Below are 15,960 nucleotides of genomic sequence, written 5' to 3'. Positions count from 1 at the left end.
ACGCCCAGGCGTTCCAGCAGCCGCACGACCGCCTGCCCGGTCCGCGCGAACGCCACATCATTCACACACGTCAGAAACAGGGCTACCCGCATCGCATCCCCGCGTTCCGTCCGCGCCCGGCGGCGCCGTCCAGTCGTCGATCACGCATGCGCTCATCCTGCCGTACCGGAGGCCGCCAAGGGAAGGAGACATCCGATGTATTGCGGTGCGGGTCAGGATGGAATCGTGCGGCGTCAGACGGCGGGAGCGGCGAGGGCGACGCGTTCGGCGCCGGTCCCAGGTGTGCCCGCGAGGAGCCTGCGGACCTCGCGCACGGCACTGCGCCCCGCGCGGTTGGCACCGATGGTGCTGGCCGAGGGGCCGTAGCCGAGCAGGTGGATGCGTGGATCCTTGGCGACGCGCGTGCCGTCCATCCGTATGCCGCCGCCTGGTTCGCGCAGCCGCAGCGGGGTGAGGTGGTCGAGTGCGGCGCGGAATCCGGTGGCCCACAGGATCACGTCGGCCGCCAGTTCGCTGCCGTCGGCCCAGGCCACTCCGTGCGGAGTGACCCGGTCGAACATCGGATGCCGCTGGAGGATGCCGCGTGCCTGCGCGTCGCGCACGGACTCGGTCGCGGCCAGCCCGGTCACGCTCACCACGCTCTGCGGGGGCAGCCCCTGCCGGACCCGCTCGTCGACCTGCGCCACGACCGACCTGCCCCAGTCCTCGGTGAACGGCTTGTCCTGGAAGACCGGCGGGCGGCGGGTGACCCAGGTGGTCCGGGCCACGTCCGCGATCTCGATCAGGAGTTGGACGGCCGAGGTGCCGCCGCCCACCACGATCACGTGCTTCCCGGCGAACTCGGCGGAGCCGCGGTACCCGGCGGTGTGCAACTGCCGTCCCAGGAAGGTCTCCTGGCCCGGGTAGTGCGGGATGAAGGGGCGGTCCCAGGTGCCTGTGGCGTTGAGCAGGGCACGCGCGGCCCACGTCCCGGCGTCGGTCTCCACCAGCAGTCGGCCGCCGGAGCCCTCGCGGACGGCGGCGACGTCCACCGGCCGCCGCACCCGCAGGCCGAACGTCTCCTCGTACCGGGCGAAGTAGGCCCCGACCACCTCGGCGGACGGGCGCTCGGGATCGCCGCCCTCCAGGGGGAGTCCCGGGAGGTCGTGCACGCCGTGCGCCTTGCCGTATGTCAGCGAGGGCCACCGGTACTGCCAGGCGCCGCCCGCCGCGGGGGAGTGGTCCAGCACGACGAAGTCCGGTCCCGCGCGCAGTCCCGCCCGCCGCAGGAAGTACGCGGCCGAGAGCCCCGCCTGTCCCGCGCCGATCACCACGGCTTCCACGGCCCGCGCCGTCCCTGACTCTTCCATGCCCCTACCAACCACCCACCCCACGCAATGCTTCCCCTCGCCCCCCTCGCCGCGGCCGAGGGCCACGCCCGCATCCGCCCCCAGGCGCGCGGCGCGTCCCTTCGTGGCCGGCCACGTGCCCCAAGAGTGTTGAACGTGTTCAAAACTGCTGCCACCATGGCACTGGCCCACCATCCGGGAAGCCGAAGGGGGAGGACTGCCGTCATGACGAGTTCGCTTCTGATGCCGCGCCGCCGGGTCGGCACGCGCACGACCCGCAGCGGCGCCGCCGCGGGAGGCACGGCGCCGACGCCGATACTCGACTGGCGCCACCCGGCCGTCGCTGCGTTCGTCGGGCGGATCGACGCGGCGCCCGGCGCGCAGGCCGCTCCGCACGCCGACCACCGGATCGCCCAACTGCACCGGGCCCACCGCGTGATCGCCGCGTATGTGCGGCCGGTGTACTCGGTGCAGGACGAGAGGCCGGTGTCGGAGGTGCTGCGCCGCCGTCGCGGTTCGTGCAGCCAGCGGCTGGCGGTGCTGGAGTGCGTGGCGCGGGCGTCCGGGGTCGCGACGCGGGTGCGCGGCCTCCTGGTCGACGGGCGGTTCTGGTACCCGCGCTTCCCGCGGCTCCGTTTCGTCGTCCCGCGCCACGTCGTGCTCGCCTGGCCGGAGTTCCGCGTCGACGGCCCGTCGCCGGACGGGGGTGGGACCGCCGCGTGGCTGACGGCCTCGGAACTCTTCGCAGACCTCCACGAGTCGGGCGCCGGCAGTGCCGGTGGCTTCACCAACGCGGGCGCGGAGACGCTCTTCGAGGCGGTGTCCAGGACCGCGGTCGACTGGGACGGGGTGACGGTCTGCCCGGCCGCCGGCCCTGGCTGCGACCTTTCGGCGTACGTGGTGGCGGACCTGGGGCACCACGACTCGCGGGACGCGCTCTTCGACCGGCACGGTCAGAGCCTGTGCGGGACGGCGCGGCTGATCGCCGAGCCCGTTCTCGGGCGGCGCGCGGCGGGTGCCCAGGGGGCGGCGGCGCTATGACGCGGGCGGGGGCGCCGGGAGGGGACCGCTGCGCAGGCGGGTGATCTGGGCGGCGGTGAGGTCGACCGTACGGCGCATGTGGGTGAGGAGGAGCGCCAGATGCTCCTCGTCGTAGTCGTCGAACATCTGCCACCAGGCGCCGCTCAGCTCGTTCCAGACCTGGCCGAAGGCCGCCATGCGCTCGGGCACGGTGGTGACCAGGACCCGCCGACGGTCCTCCGGGTCGCGCGTGCGGGTGGCGTAGCCCGCGCGTTCCAGGCGGTCCACCAGACGCGTGGCCGCGCCCGTGCTCAGACCGGTCAGCTCGCCGATCCGGCCGATGGTGACCGGGTCCGCCTCCATGCTGAGCAGGTTGAGGCACTGCACGTCGGTCGGGTGCAGGCCGAAGTGGTCCGCGAGCGCCTGGTTGAACAGCGCGTAGGCGGCGGTGTAGTGCCGCGCGGCCAGTGACAGCTCCGCGAGCAGGTCCGCCCGGCGGCCCGGCTCCGGCCCGGAGCGCGACATGGTCCCTCCAGCAACGTCCTCGCGGTGTTCCCCCACCCCCGAAGCTTGCCACGCCTTGCTCTCCCCGCCCTCCGCCCTCCACCGGCCGCGGGGCCGTTCCCCGGCGGGCCGGACCGTCCGCGCAGGGCCGGCGTCAGACCTCCGCGGAGCGGAACGCTGCGGCGTGGTCCGCCGCCCACGCGGCGAACGGGCGCGGCGACCGCCCGGTCAGCCGCTCCAGCGTCCCGGTGAGCCGCACCGGGACCCCGTCCCCGGCGAGCCAGAACTCCAGCAGCGCGGCCGCGTACTCCGCGGGCATGTACGCCGCGACCTCCGCCTTCCACGCGTCGTGCCCGATCGCCTCCACCCCGATGGGCCGCCCGCTCGCCCGCTCAACGACGGCGAGCTGCTCGGTGAAGGTCAGGGACTGCGGGCCGGTGAGGTGGTGGACGCCGCCCCGCGCCTCGGCGCGGGTCAGCACGGCGAACGCCGCCTCCGCGAGGTCCGCCTCGTGCACGGGATCGGTGTGGGCGCCGGGCACCGGCAGCCGTACGGTCCCGGTCGCCGCGATCGAACGCGCCCAGTACAGGGCGTTGGTGGCGAAGCTGCCCGGCCGCAGCACGGTCAGGTCCGGCCCGGCGGCCGCGAGGGCGTCCTCGGCGACGGCATGGGTGCGGGCCAGCGGGCTCTTCAGGTCCGCCGGCCCGTCCGTCACCGAGCTCGACGACAGCAGCACCACGTGCTCGACACCCGCGGCCCGCGCCGCCGCGCCGAACTCCTCGGCGTGCGACGGCTCCGCGTACAGGAAGACCGAGCGCACCCCGTCGAGAGCCGGGCCGAACTGCGCCGGCCGCGCCAGGCTCAGAGGCACGGCCGGAACGCCGCGCGGCAGGTCGAGGGCGCCGGGATCGCGCGACCCGGCCCGCACGTCATGGCCCGCGTGATGCAGCAGGCCGGTGAGACCCCGGGCGACGCGGCCGCGGGCACCGGTGATCAGGACGGTCATGGGAACCTCCGTGGTCCGACCGGACGTCGGTGAGCCCGGACGTCCGGCATGATGTCTGCGTCACGCAATGTCTGCGTAACACAGATAAATATTCGAGAGCCGGCTCGGGCCTGTCAAACGGATGGGGTGAGGGTGCCTGTGGTCCGGGCCGGACGCGCGGTCAGACGTCCCGCGTCGCGGGCTCGTGCGGCGTGCCCGGCGCGTCCCCTGTCTGCGAGGGGAGTGACGCGCCGGATGTGCGCGAGGCCCCGGCTTCGCGCCGGACCTGCCCTTCGCGCCGGGCCCCGGACCCGCCCGCCCCCGCCGGCATCCGCGGCTCGGACGCCCAGCGCCGGAGCCGGGCGACCCGCTCGGCGGCCTCCTCGAGCCGGCCGACCGGCAGATCGCCGTCGGCCACGGCGCGGGCCGCCGCCGCGTGGATGGCGTCGCGGACGCCCGGGCCGCTGCCGGGGCCGAGCCGCACCAGGTCGACGCCGGCGATCCACGCCAGCACCGCCGCGCCGGGCACGCCCCACTCCTCGACGATCGCCGGCGCGTCCAGCGCGTCGCTCATCACCACGCCGCCGTAGCCGAGTTCACCGCGCAGCGTGCCGCCGACCGCGGACCGGCTGAGCGCGGCCGGGAGCCCGTCGCGGCCGGGAGCGGTGTGGCCGACGGTGATCGCGCGGACCCCGGCGGCCGCGCCCTCGGCGAACGGCTCCAGGCTGCCCACGCCGGTGAACGGCCCGAGTGCGGCCGCCACGCCGTGCGTCTGCAGGTCGGCGACGAAGGCGCGCGTCGCGTCGGCGGCCGGCCCGGGCCGCACCCCGAGGTGCAGGTTGGCGCCCGCGCTGACCAGTTCGGCCGCGGCGGCGCTTCCGTTCGGGGCGCTTCCGTCCGGCGCGGACGGCGGGCCCGGGTGGGCGGCGAGCGCGTCGGGCGCGGCCGTGCGGAGCGCATCGGCGGTCCGGCGCGCGGCGGCACCCTCGGCCGGTACGGCCACCCCTGGCGTGCCGCGTTCCAGGCCGCGCAGGATCCACTCGGGGAGCGGGCCACCCGGACAGCCGACGGAGGGCAGCAGGCAGGAGTCGACCAGCACGGCGAGCCGGTGCGGCGCGTTCACGGCGGTTGTCCCCCTTACGGGCGCGGCAGTTGGGGCTGGTGTGCCGGGTCTGCCGAATGGTACAGACCAATCCTGCGGCCCGGCAATGACCCCTGGCCCGGGGCCCGCACATCCCGTCCGCGGGTCCCCGGCGGAGCCGGCGCGGGCTGCGGGCGGCCGCCCGTCCGCCGGGGGCCGCCGCCCCCGGCGCGGGCCGGCAGGCGACCATGGAGGCATGGCCGACACCTTCAGCACCGAGGTCATCGATGTCGACACCGGCTCGACCGAGACCGTGCACGATCTGACCGCCGCCTGCACGGCGTTCCTGCGCGCGGCGGCGCGGGGCCGGGACGGGCTGCTCAACGTCTTCGTCCCGCATGCCACCGCGGGGATCGCCGTCATCGAGACCGGCGCCGGCAGCGACGACGACCTGCTCGCCGTCCTGCGTGACCTGCTGCCCGCCGACGACCGCTGGCAGCACCGGCACGGCAGCCGCGGCCACGGCCGGGACCATGTGCTCCCCGCGCTCGTCCCGCCGCACGCCACGCTCCCGGTGATCGGCGGCCGCCTCGAACTGGGCACCTGGCAGTCGGTGGTGCTGGTGGACACCAACCGGGACAACCACCACCGCAACGTCCGGCTCAGCTTCCTCGGCTGACGGCGGCGCAGGACCGGGCCGACTGGTCCAGCCCACCGTCCGGCGCGTCCGGCCCGTCCGGCCCGCCCGTCCGGCCCCGCGGCCCGGCGTGAGGCACGGGATCACGCCGGACGGCGGGACTCACATGCCCAGGACCTCCGCCAGGTCGTAGCTCACCGGCTCCTCGAGCTGCGCGTACGTGCAGGACGACGGCTCGCGGTCCGGCCGCCACCGGCGGAACTGCGCGGTGTGCCGGAAGCGGTCGCCCTGCATGTGGTCGTAGGCGACCTCCAGGACGCGCTCGGGCCGCAGCGGGATCCACGACAGGTCCTTCTTGCCGGTCCACCGGCTCGGGCCGCCGGGCAGCCGGTCCGCGGCCTGCGCCTCCTCGCTGGCCCACTGCTCCCACGGATGGCCTTCGACCGAGTCCATCCGCAGCGGCTCCAGCTCCTCCATCAGCGCCTTGCGCCGGGCCATCGGGAAGGACGCGCTGACCCCCACGTGCTGCAGCCGCCCGGCCGCGTCGTACAGGCCCAGCAGCAGCGAGCCGACGACCGGTCCCGACTTGTGCCGGCGCAGGCCCGCCACCACGCAGTCGGCGGTGCGCTCGTGCTTGACCTTCACCATCACCCGCTCGCCCGGCAGGTAGGGCAGGTCCTGGGGCTTGGCCACGACCCCGTCCAGGCCCGCACCCTCGAACTGCTCGAACCAGCGCGCGGCCACCTCGGCGTCCGTCGAAACGGGGGTGAGGAAGACCGGTGCCGACGCGCCGGCCAGCGCCTGGGCGAGCGCCTGCCGCCGGTCCAACTGCGGCAGTTCCCGTACCGCCGTGTCGTCCAGGGCCAGTAGGTCGAACGCGACGAACGACGCGGGGGTCACCTCCGCCAGATGACGTACCCGCGAGTCTGCCGGGTGGATCCGCTCCAGCAGCGCATCGAAGTCCAGCCGCCCGCCGCGGATGATCACGATCTCGCCGTCGAGCACGCAGCGCTCCGGCAACTGCTCCCGCAGCGCTGTGACGACCTCGGGGAAGTACCTGGTCAGCGGCTTGCCCGAGCGGCTGCCCAGCTCCACTTCATCCCCGTCGCGGAACACGATGCAGCGGAAGCCGTCCCACTTCGGCTCGTAGAGCATGCCGGGCGGAATCTTCTTGGCAGCCTTGGCCAGCATGGGCTGCACCGGGGGCATGACGGGAAGCTCCATGGGGGTGATTGTGCTCGCACCGGCCGGTCCGCGCCCGCCAGGGGGCGGCACCCGGCGGCAGCCCCTAGCGTGGACGCATGGCAGAGACGCTGGAGCTGACGGTCGGTGGGCGCACCGTCAAGGTGTCCAACCCGCAGAAGGTGTACTTCCCGCAGACCGGCTACACCAAGGGCGACGTGGCCCGCTACTACGGCGTCGTGGGCGACGGCATCCTGCGGGTGCTGCGGGACCGGCCCACCACCATGCAGCGCTTCCCCGACGGCGTGGACGGCGAGTCCTTCTTCCAGAAGCGCGCGCCCAAGAACCTCCCGGACTGGATCCCGACCGGCCGGATCGCCTTCCCCAGCGGCCGCTACGCCGACGAGATGTGCCCCACCGAGCCGGCCGCGGTGCTGTGGGCGGCGAACCTGGGCTGCCTGACCTTCCACCCCTGGCCGGTGCGCCGCGGCGACACCGAGCACCCGGACGAGCTGCGCATCGACCTCGACCCGCAGCCCGGCACGGACTACGCCGACGCGGTCCGCGCCGCGCTGGAACTGCGCGACGTGCTCGAAGGGCTCGGCCTGCGGGGCTGGCCCAAGACCTCGGGCGGGCGCGGCATCCACGTCTTCGTGCCGATCCTCCCGGAGTGGACCTTCGTCCAGGTGCGGCGCTCGGCCATCGCCGTCGCCCGCGAGCTGGAGCGGCGCGCCCCGGACCGGATCACCACGGCCTGGTGGAAGGAGGAGCGCGGCGCGAAGATCTTCGTGGACTACAACCAGACCGCCCGCGACCGCACCATCGCCAGTGCCTACTCGGTGCGGCCCTTTCCGCATGCCCCCGTCTCGGCCCCGCTGCGCTGGGACGAGGTCGAGAGCGCGGTGCCCGCCGACTTCGACATCACCACCATGCCCGGCCGCTACGCCGAGGTGGGCGACGTGCACGCCGACATGGACGACCACGCCTTCCGCCTCGACGCCGCGCTGGAACTGGCCAACCGGGACGAGAGCGAGCACGGCCTCGGCGACCTGCCCTACCCGCCGGAGCACCCGAAGATGGCCGGCGAGCCGAAGCGGGTCCAGCCGAGCAGGGCGAAGAAGGAGTCCTGAGGCCGCCCACCGGCGAACCGTGCCCGGGCGGCGGCCCCTTGCCGGCCGAAGGCCGGCCGGAGCACCGGCGGGACCGACGGCTGAACCGCCCGCCGAGGAACCAGCCGACCGCCCGCCGAAGTCCCAGCCGGATCGCCCGCCGAAGGACCGGCTCAGTCGAAGGACTCCACGAACTCCTCGCCGGGGCCGAGTTCGGGCCGGTCGCGCAACTCGACGCGGTCGCCGAACCGTTCCAGCTCCAGCACGGTGACCGTGTTGGTGCCCGGGACCACCAGCGGCCCGGGCACGTACAGCGTGACCTGCGGGCCGATCTCCCAGTAGCGGCCCAGCAGCGTGCCGTTGATCCACGCGAAGCCCTTGGCGAAACCCGGGAAGGCCAGGAAGGTGTCGGCGGGCTCGTTGACGGTGAAGCGGGCGGTGGCGAACCCGGCGGTGCCCGCGGGTGCGGCCGCCGCGGGCGCGCGGAGCACCTCCTCGGGCGTCCACTCGTCCAGGGGCAGGCCGTGCATGGTCCAGCTGTGCACCAGACGGCGCTCCACCTGGACGCCGCCGAGGATGCCCTTGCCCTGGCCCAGCAGCGGGCCGTAGTTGATCCGGCCCTGGTTCTCCACCAGCACTTCGAGCCGCGCCCGGGCGCCGGCGCCCGGGACGGTCAGCGATCCGGTCTCGCGGTCCAGCACGCCCGCGGCGGCGCCGTCGAGGAAGACCTGGGCACGGTCGTGCAGCCCGGTGACGGTCAGCGTCTGCGCGCCGGACGGAAGCAGCGGCTCGGCCCGGTAGAGGACCAGGCCGGACGCCTGGCCGAGGTCGTCGAAGCCGAGCGGGTGCGGGGAGGCCACCGCACGCTCGGCCAGCGCGGACAGGCCCGGCAGGAGTCCCGCGCCCGGCTCGGGGCGCAGCACCCGCGGCGGCAGCGGCGGCCGCAGGTCGGGCAGCGGGCGCGGCTCGGCGCCGGTCAGCGCGCGCAACCGGTCCCGGACGGCGTGGAACTTCGGGCTGGGGGCGCCGTGTTCGGTGATCGGCGCGTCCGAGTCGTAGCTGGTGACCGTCGGCTGCAGGGCGGTGCCGTCGTGGTTGGCGCCCGCCCACAGGCCGAAGTTGGTGCCGCCGTGCGCCATGTAGATGCTCACCGAGCCGCCCGCGGCCATGATCTCGCCGAGGGTGTCCGCGGCGCCCTCGGCCGACCTGACGTGGTGCGGCTCGCCCCAGTGGTCGAACCAGCCGTTCCAGAACTCGGCGCACACGAAGGGCTCCCCGTCGCGCCGCTCGCGCAGCAGGGCGGCGGCCTCCGCGGCGCGCGAGCCGAAGGTGGCCGTCGCCAGGTGCCCGGGGACCGTCCCGGCGTCCAGCATCAGGTCGGTGGGCCCGTCCGCGGTGTAGAGCAGTTCGGTGACGCCCCGGTCCGCCAGCGCGTCGCGCACCCACGGCAGGTAGGCGCGGTCGTCGCCGTAGCTGCCGTACTCGTTCTCCACCTGCACGGCCGCGACCGGCCCGCCGTAGCACGCCTGAAGCCGCGCCAGCCGGGGGATCAGCACGTCGAACCAGCGGGCCACCTCGTCCAGGTACGGCCGGTAGGAGGACCGCAGCCGCATGCCGGGCGTACCGGTCAGCCACGCGGGCAGGCCGCCGTTGTCCCACTCGGCGCAGATGTACGGGCCCGGGCGCACGATCACGTCGAGCCCGGCCTCCTGGGCGAGGACGACGAAGCGCTCGACGTCGCACCAGCCGTCGAACCGGGGCAGGCCGCGGGTGCGCTCGTGGAAGTTCCACGGGATGTACGTGTCCACGGTGTTGAGGCCGAGCGCGGCCAGGCGCGCGAGCCGGTCCGCCCACTGGTCCGGGTGCACCCGGAAGTAGTGCAGCGAGCCGGAGAGGATGCGGTGCGGCCGGCCGTCGCGCAGCAACTCGCCCTGCGGGTACGTCAGCAGAGGCGTGTCCCGGTGCGCGGCGAGCGGGGGAGTGATGGCGGCGGGGCCGGCCGGCAGGGGCCCGGGCCCTGCGGCGCCGGCGGCGTCGCGGATGCCGGGTGTGCCCGCCGGGTCGTCCAGGCCGACCACGACACCCCGGAATGATATCGATACCTTCTCGCCGGTCGACGGCTTCATGTGTGCGGCCTCCGCCTTCGTCGCGCCCTCAGCTAAGGCGTGGGGGAACTGTCGCACATCATGTTATCGATGCCAAGTGGCGATCAATCAGGCGAGCCGCACCGGTCCCGACCCCTCCTTCAGTCCCCTTATGGCAGGTGGGAGCGCTATCATCTGGGCAGGGATGAGCCGGAAGGGACCCATGGACAAGCACAGTACGCGCGAAGCCGGGCGTCCGCCGGGCATGACCGACGTCGCCCGGGTCGCGGGCGTGTCGGCCCAGACCGTGTCCCGGGCCCTGGCCGGCCACCCGAACGTGCAGGAGAAGACCCGCGCCAAGGTGCTGGCCGCCGTCGAGCAGCTGGGCTACCGCAAGAACAACGCGGCCCGCGTGCTGTCCTCCGGGCGCAGCCGCACCATCGGCGTGGTCACCCTGCAGACCAGCTTCTACTCGCGCACCGCGCTCACCCACGGCATCGAACGCGCCGCCCAGGAGGCCGGATACGCGGTGAGCGCGGCCACCACCGCCTCGCTCGACACCTCCGCCATCGAGTCGGCCATGCTGCGGCTGGCGGACCAGCACGTGGAGGGCATGATCCTGGCGGTGCCGCTGATCCATGTCAGCCGGCAGATCGAGCAGCTCACCGGTGCGGTGCCGACCGTGACCGTGGACGGCTCGCGCACCTCGGCCACCGAGGTGGTGGCGGTCGACCAGTCGCTGGCCGCCCGGCTGGCCACCCGCCACCTGCTCGACCTCGGGCACGAGACGGTGTGGCACGTGGCCGGTCCGCGCGCCTGGCTGGACGCCTCCAGCCGGTCGCAGGGCTGGCGGGCGGTGCTGGAGGCCGAGGGCCGGACGGTGCCGCCGGAGCTGGAGGGCGACTGGTCGCCGGAGTCCGGCTACCGCAACGGCCTGATCCTGGGCCGCATCCCGGACGTCACCGCGGTGTTCGTGGCCAGCGACGAGATGGCCTTCGGGGTCATCCGCGCCCTGCACGAGCTGGGCCGCAAGGTCCCTGAGGACATCTCCGTGGTGGGCGTCGACGACATCGCGCTCGCCGAGTACTGCTCGCCGTCGCTGACCACCGTCGCCCAGCCCTTCGCCGAGATGGGGGCGCTGGCCGTCGGGCACCTCATGCGCCACATGGCCGACCCCGGCGCGGCCCTGGAGCCCGCCTCCGTCGAGCCGGCGCTCGTCGTCCGGGCCAGCACCGCGCCCGCCCGCCGGGGCTGACCGGGCGCCCCGCGCGGGGCCAGGGCCGGTGCCGCGGAAGGCCGCGGCACCGGCCCTGATCCGTTTTTGTCTTCCGCTAACAGGCGCCCAACAGAGCATGTCCGACTCTGGTGTTATCGATGCCATCCTTGCTACCGTCTGCCTCACTTCAGCGCTCCACGGCTCTACTACGGAAGCTCACAGGTGGTAGGTATGACCCCGCGCTTGCCCTGGACACCGCATCGCAGACGCCGCTCCCGACCAGGGACCGCGGCCTCGGCGACGGTGCTCACCTCTCTCGCCCTGCTGGCCCTCGGCGTCGCACCGGCCCACGCGAGCCCGGCGCTCGCCGCGGCCGCCGCCGACGCGGGGACGCCCGTCGATCCGGCCCAGTACAGCCTGGTCCAGGCCGACTCGGAGTCGCCGCCCTACCCGGCGCCGCCGGCCCTGGACGGCACCGCAGCCGCCGCGTTCGACAACGACACCTCCACCCAGTGGACCGTCGCCTACGACGTGGTGAACGGGGCCGGCGTCGCCAGGACGCCGATGCCGCACTGGCTCACCGTCGACGTCGGCGGCTCGTTCACGCTGACCGGCCTCGACTACTCGGTGAAGAACCAGTCCAACGGCCCGGTCAAGGACTACAAGGTCTTCGTCACCGACAGCGCGGCCGTCGCCCGCGACCCGAAGGCCGACTGGGGCGCGCCCGCCGCGACCGGCTCCTTCCACCAGCCGGCGAGCAGCACCGAGGTGCAGACCGCGGTCTTCGACCACCCGGTCACCGGCCGCTACGTGAAGTTCGAGGCCGACAGCGCCGTCAACGGCAGCGACAACGCCTCCGCCTCCGAGATCCGGGTCCGCGCCACCGGCGACACCACGCCCGCGCCCGTCGACCCGCCGCCCCCGGCGAACCCGGCGACGCCCGTGGAACTGCGCCGCGGCGCCCTGACCGTCCAGGTGGCCAAGGAGTTCCCGCAGGTCATCTCCTACGCGATGGACGGCGGCACGCTCGGCGGACAGCCGTCGGTGCTCGACACCTTCGCGATCAACGGCGTCAACCACACGGCGACGACCACGATGTCGGCCAGCGGCGCCACCGCCACCTACACCTCGACGTTCGCCGACCTGCCGGACCTGTCGATCACCTCGACGATCACGGTGACCGGCGCGAAGACCGTGGTGTTCGCGGTGACGAAGATCTCGGGGAGCGCGGCGCACACCGTCGACCAGCTCGCCGTGCCCGGCCAGTCGCTGGTCTCGGTCGACACCTCGGACCCGCACGCGACCCTGGCCCGCACCAAGATCGCGACCGACTCGACCACCACCGCCGACCAGTTCCTCGCGGTGACCGCCGCCACCAAGCCGGACTCCGCGGCGGTCGGCACCCCCTACGGATTCGTCAGCAACTCCGGGCTGTCCGCCGGGCTGATGACGGACGCCACCGAGGACTCCGCGCAGGACAGCAACACCAACAACAACACCCGCCTGATGTCGCGGATCACCGACGCCGGCGGCGGTGCCCGCCGGGCCGAACTGACGGCCGGCACCTACACCTACGCCGCCAAGGGCGCCACCGACGCGCGGGTCGCCACCTACGCGCTGCCCCGCACCACCGTGGTGCTGGCCGGCGACGCCAACCACGACGGGCAGGTGACCTGGCAGGACGGCGCGATCGCCTACCGCGACGCCATGACGCACCCGCTCGGCGCGGACCGCGTGCCCGAACGCGTCGTGCAGCACATCCCGTTCAACTTCGCGAGCGAGGCCACCAACCCGTTCCTGAAGACGCTCGACAACGTCAAGCGGATCTCGCTGGCCACCGACGACCTCGGCCAGTGGGTGCTGGAGAAGGGCTACGCCAACGAGGGCCACGACTCCGGGCACCCCGACTACGGCGGCGACTACAACACCCGGGCCGGCGGCCTCACCGACCTCAACCGGCTGGCGTCCGTCGGCGCGCAGTACAACTCCGACATCGCCGTGCACGTCAACGTCACCGAGGCGTACCCGCAGGCCAAGAACTTCAGCTCCGGCCTGATCAAGGGCCAGGTCAACGGCTGGGACTGGCTCAACCAGTCGTACCACATCGACCAGCGCACGGACCTGGGCACCGGGGCCGTCCTCGACCGCTTCCGGGAACTGCGCAAGGAGGCGCCCGGGATCAGGACCGTCTACATCGACGCCTACTACTCCAGCGGCTGGCTCGCCGACGAACTCGCCCGCCAGCTGCACGCGATGGGCTTCGAGGTCGCCAGCGAGTGGGCGTACAAGTTCGAGGGCAACTCGATCTGGTCGCACTGGGCCAGCGACAAGGGCTACGGCGGGCCCACCAACAAGGGCATCAACTCCAACATCGTCCGGTTCATCGCCAACTCCGACCGCGACGTGTGGAACGTCGACCCGCTGCTCGGCGGCTCCTCCATCAAGGAGTTCGAGGGCTGGACCGGGCAGGACGACTGGAACGCCTTCTACGGCAACATCTGGACCAACAACCTGCCGACCAAGTTCCTGCAGCACTACCAGGTCATGAACTGGGACTTCGGCAAGTCCGCCGACCTGACCGGCGGCGTGCGGGTGGTCAGCGACGGCGGCGTCCGGCAGGTCACCATGGGCGGCGCGCTGGTCCTCAAGGGCGACAGCTACCTGCTGCCCTGGGGTGAGGCCGAGGGCGGCGACGGCACCTCGTCGCCGAGCAGCGCCGACAAGATGTACTACTTCAGCGCCTCCGGCGGCAGCCACACCTTCGACCTGACCGGGCAGTTCGCCGGGTACCGGCACTTCACCCTGTACCAGCTCACCGACCAGGGCCGGGTCAAGGCCGCCGACATCACGCCCGACCACGGCACGGTCACCCTCGACGGCACCAAGAACCAGCCCTACGTGCTGGTGCCGCAGGGCGCCCAGGCCCCGCACACCGACGTCCGGTTCGGGCAGGACAGCGGGCTGGCCGACCCCGGCTTCAACGCCGGCAACCTGGACGCCTGGCACCCGACCGGCGGGGCCACCACCGCCCGCACCGGCACCGGCGACCAGGTCGCCCGGCTCGGCACCGCGCAGTCCGGCATCTCCCAGCGGGTGACCGGCCTCGTCGCCGGCAAGCGCTACGCGTTCAGCGCCGACGTCGAGATCGCCGCCGGCCAGCGCCGGGCCACCACGGTGAGCGTCACCGGCGCCGGCCGGACCGACCGCAACACCTTCGACACCACCCCGGCCGCCAACAAGGTCGCCGCCGACGCCAAGCAGGGCACCTACGCCCAGCGCGCCTCGGTGTCCTTCACCGCGCCGCCCGGCGGCACGGTCAGCGTCGCCGTCTCCGCGGCGCCGGGCGCGGCCGCCGTCACGCTGGACGACCTGCGCCTGATGGCCGACACCACCGCGCCGCTGCCGGCGCCCGCCGCCGGTGCGACGGTCATCGCCGCGGACGACTTCGAGGGCAACCAGCCTGGCTGGGGCCCGTTCGTCAAGGGCGACGCGGGCGGCATCACCGACCCGCGGACCAGCATCAGCGAACTGCACGCCCCCTACAGCCAGAAGGAGTGGAAGAACACCTACTCGCCGTACAACTCCGGCACCCTCAACGGCAAGGCGGTGGACGACGTCCTGGACGGCAGCCACTCGCTCAAGGCCCACGAGGAGAACACCGGGCTGGTCTACCGGACGGTGCCGGCCAGCGTGCCCTTCGTCGCCGGCCACCGGTACGCGGTGTCGTTCCGCTACCAGACCAACGTCGACGGGCAGTGGGCCTGGGTCACCGGCGCGGACACCGTCGGCGGCGGCAAGGTCGCCTCGAAGGACGTGACCCGCGACGTGCTGGCGCCCGCGCTGGACACCGCCACCTACACCAAGGAGATCACCGCCGGCTGCGGCGACACCTGGGTGGGACTGCGCAAGCTCGGCGGCGCGGCGGGCACCGACTTCGTGCTCGACGACTTCAAGGTCACCGACCTCGGCCCGGCGAGCCAGGGTCCGGCCTGCGCGAGCGTCACCACCCCGACCGGTGCCGAGCTGAGCCCGGGCGTGCCGAGCGCGTACGTCACCACGTTCACCAACAGCGAGCTGACCGACGCCACCGACGTGCGGGTCGCCTTCGACGGCCTGCCGCAGGGCTGGACCGCCGCGGTCGCCCAGCAGGGCGGCAACGCCTTCGCGAAGGTCGCGCCGGGCGCCTCGGTGAGCACCACCTGGCTGCTGACCGCACCGGCCGGCGCCGCGGGCACCTCGGCGACGTGGCAGGCCACCGCCTCGTACACCAACGGCGGTGCCACGAAGTCGGTGTCGGCGGACGCCAAGGCCACGGTCGCCACCCGCGCGGTGCTCTCGCCGAGCACCATGACGGCGACCGCCGACTCGGAGAACCTCTCCTCGGGAGCGGCCGAGGGCCCGGTCGGCAACGTGCTCGACGGTGACCCGGGCACCATCTGGCACACCGACTACACCGATGCGGACGCGCCCTACCCGCACTGGGTGACGCTCAAGCTGAACGGTCCGGCCGACATCGACGGCTTCGGCTACCTCGACCGGCAGAGCGGCGGCACCAACGGCCGTGTCGCCGGTTACCAGGTGGCGGTCTCCGACGACGGGACGACGTGGCGGAACGTGGCCCAGGGCACCCTCGTCGACTCGCCGCAGATGCAGCAGATCGACTTCACGTCCACGCGCGCCTCGTACGTGCGCTTCACCGCGCTCAACGCGCTGAACGGGCAGCCGTTCGCGGCCGCCGCGGAGATGCGCGTGTACGGCTCGTACGCGGACACCCCGGTCGGCTACCCGCCGCAGTAGCCGACCGGCGGACACAC

At 73.7% G+C, this 15,960-nt stretch carries 11 protein-coding genes and 1 pseudogene; 5 read left to right on the top strand and 7 right to left on the bottom strand.

Features of this window, described 5'->3' with window-relative positions; genetic code table 11:
• A pseudogene (locus tag ACH4TG_RS39895) lies at positions 1-92 on the bottom strand ((Fe-S)-binding protein); the annotation flags it as partial.
• A 141-nt stretch (positions 93-233) separates the two neighbouring features.
• On the bottom strand, positions 234-1,349 hold the full coding sequence (locus tag ACH4TG_RS39890) for an NAD(P)-binding domain-containing protein (RefSeq protein ID WP_398248038.1): 1,116 nt from the start codon (positions 1,347-1,349) through the stop codon (positions 234-236).
• A gap of 204 nt (positions 1,350-1,553) precedes the next feature.
• Here ACH4TG_RS39890 and ACH4TG_RS39885 point away from each other — a divergent pair, with 204 nt between their 5' ends.
• On the top strand, positions 1,554-2,369 hold the full coding sequence (locus tag ACH4TG_RS39885) for a transglutaminase domain-containing protein (RefSeq protein WP_398248036.1): 816 nt from the start codon (positions 1,554-1,556) through the stop codon (positions 2,367-2,369).
• Here the strand turns inward: ACH4TG_RS39885 and ACH4TG_RS39880 are convergent.
• The 3 genes from ACH4TG_RS39880 to ACH4TG_RS39870 form a co-directional block, all read right to left on the bottom strand.
• A complete protein-coding gene (locus ACH4TG_RS39880) occupies positions 2,364-2,873 on the bottom strand; it encodes a MarR family winged helix-turn-helix transcriptional regulator (RefSeq protein WP_398248034.1) in 510 nt (169 codons plus the stop codon). The genes ACH4TG_RS39885 and ACH4TG_RS39880 overlap by 6 nt on opposite strands.
• A 133-nt stretch (positions 2,874-3,006) precedes the next feature.
• Positions 3,007-3,858: an NAD(P)H-binding protein gene (locus tag ACH4TG_RS39875; protein ID WP_398248032.1), complete on the bottom strand. Its 852-nt coding sequence runs from the start codon at positions 3,856-3,858 to the stop codon at positions 3,007-3,009.
• Between the two features lie 160 nt (positions 3,859-4,018).
• Positions 4,019-4,960, bottom strand: a complete 942-nt coding sequence (locus ACH4TG_RS39870) for a glycoside hydrolase family 3 N-terminal domain-containing protein (RefSeq protein WP_398248030.1) — start codon at positions 4,958-4,960, stop codon at positions 4,019-4,021.
• Positions 4,961-5,174: 214 nt separating this feature from the next.
• On the opposite strand from ACH4TG_RS39870, the gene ACH4TG_RS39865 reads away from it, so the two are divergent.
• Positions 5,175-5,597, top strand: a complete 423-nt coding sequence (locus tag ACH4TG_RS39865) for a secondary thiamine-phosphate synthase enzyme YjbQ (protein WP_398248028.1) — start codon at positions 5,175-5,177, stop codon at positions 5,595-5,597.
• Between the two features lie 120 nt (positions 5,598-5,717).
• On the opposite strand, the gene ACH4TG_RS39860 is transcribed toward ACH4TG_RS39865, so the two are convergent.
• Complete coding sequence (locus tag ACH4TG_RS39860) at positions 5,718-6,779, bottom strand: ATP-dependent DNA ligase (RefSeq protein ID WP_398248027.1); 1,062 nt, start codon at positions 6,777-6,779, stop codon at positions 5,718-5,720.
• A gap of 77 nt (positions 6,780-6,856) precedes the next feature.
• Between ACH4TG_RS39860 and ligD the strand changes: the two genes are divergently transcribed.
• Positions 6,857-7,867: a non-homologous end-joining DNA ligase gene (gene ligD, locus ACH4TG_RS39855; protein ID WP_398248025.1), complete on the top strand. Its 1,011-nt coding sequence runs from the start codon at positions 6,857-6,859 to the stop codon at positions 7,865-7,867.
• Between the two features lie 152 nt (positions 7,868-8,019).
• Here the strand turns inward: ligD and ACH4TG_RS39850 are convergent, their stop codons facing one another.
• Positions 8,020-9,972, bottom strand: a complete 1,953-nt coding sequence (locus tag ACH4TG_RS39850) for a glycoside hydrolase family 35 protein (RefSeq protein ID WP_398248023.1) — start codon at positions 9,970-9,972, stop codon at positions 8,020-8,022.
• Positions 9,973-10,153: 181 nt separating this feature from the next.
• Between ACH4TG_RS39850 and ACH4TG_RS39845 the strand changes: the two genes are divergently transcribed.
• Positions 10,154-11,185 carry a LacI family DNA-binding transcriptional regulator gene (locus tag ACH4TG_RS39845; RefSeq protein WP_398248021.1) on the top strand — a complete coding sequence of 344 codons (1,032 nt, stop codon included), beginning with the start codon at positions 10,154-10,156 and terminating at the stop codon, positions 11,183-11,185.
• A gap of 192 nt (positions 11,186-11,377) precedes the next feature.
• Entirely contained in the window at positions 11,378-15,943 is a 4,566-nt protein-coding gene (locus ACH4TG_RS39840; RefSeq protein WP_398248020.1) for an endo-alpha-N-acetylgalactosaminidase family protein, read from the top strand.
• Positions 15,944-15,960 lie beyond the last annotated feature (17 nt).

The organism is Streptomyces sp. NPDC020917 (assembly GCF_044333795.1).
In the GTDB taxonomy this organism is placed as follows: Bacteria; Actinomycetota; Actinomycetes; order Streptomycetales; family Streptomycetaceae; genus Actinacidiphila.
The sequence above is the reverse complement of the archived record's forward strand: the minus strand, read 5'-3'. Positions and strand labels throughout refer to the sequence as shown.